Source organism: Alteromonas sp. 5E99-2 (genome assembly GCF_017368475.1).
Lineage (GTDB): Bacteria > Pseudomonadota > Gammaproteobacteria > Enterobacterales > Alteromonadaceae > Alteromonas_F.
Window position 1 is genome coordinate 1 of record NZ_JAFNJE010000058.1, and the last position, 911, is coordinate 911.

Annotated in this window: 1 protein-coding gene; it reads left to right on the plus strand. The window is 57.2% G+C overall.

Going from position 1 to position 911, the window contains the following annotated elements:
- Positions 1-45 precede the first annotated feature (45 nt).
- Positions 46-911, plus strand: an 866-nt coding sequence (locus J3L16_RS15855; protein ID WP_207614038.1) for a hypothetical protein, incomplete at its 3' end; no start/stop codon positions are given.

Here is a 911-nt window from a genome sequence, read left to right on the forward strand (position 1 = left end):
CCGGCTTATGATGGGTCTAACGCTTTGATCGGGGCGGGCGGTGTCTTGGCCGTCGGCGATAGCGTCACGGTGACCTTCACCGTTAACCTTAATCCAAATGCAATTGATGCGATTACACCATTTGAGAACTCAGCGCAGGCAGGTGCGACGCCACCTGCGACGGCTGCGACCCCAACGCCGACGGCGATTGCTGACAACTCGGCGAATGATGCGACGCAGAATGTGAATGACGGCGATGCAACCACGGGTGACGTGGCCAATGGCACCGTAGACGCAAGTGATCCAAACGACACCAACATCGCGACCTTGGTCACACCTCCGGTGGATGCAGGCGAGATTGCGGTTCTTAAAGCGGCGTCTTTGGCGGACACGGACACCTCTGGTGACGTGACGGTTGGTGATACGATCACCTATACCTACACGGTGACGAACACGGATACTGTGTTGAACGCGTTGAATGTGTCTGTGACTGAAGATGCAGCCTCGTTCAGTGGTGACTTTGCGCGGCTTACGACACCAGTTCTGAGCGCTGTTGCTCCGAATGGGACGGATATTGATGCGGGCGGTGATCTGAATGATCTGGCCCCTGGTGCTGCGCTGACGTTCACGGCGAGCTACACATTGGATCAATCCGACATTGATGCGGGCATGGTTGATAACCAGGCGGTTGCCAACGCGACGGATCCGTTTGGCAACGCGCTGTCTGATGTGTCTGACAATGATGCGGCTGGCGGCGATGGTGTCGACGGCGACGACAACAGCGCCGACACGGATGGTTCTGGCAATGTGACATCGCTACCGCTTGCGCCGACGCCTGGATTGAGCGTTGTAAAGGGTGCGACATCTGTTGGTGCTTTGCAGGCGGATGGTACGTTTGATGTGACCTATGCGTTGGTCACGACGAACACGGG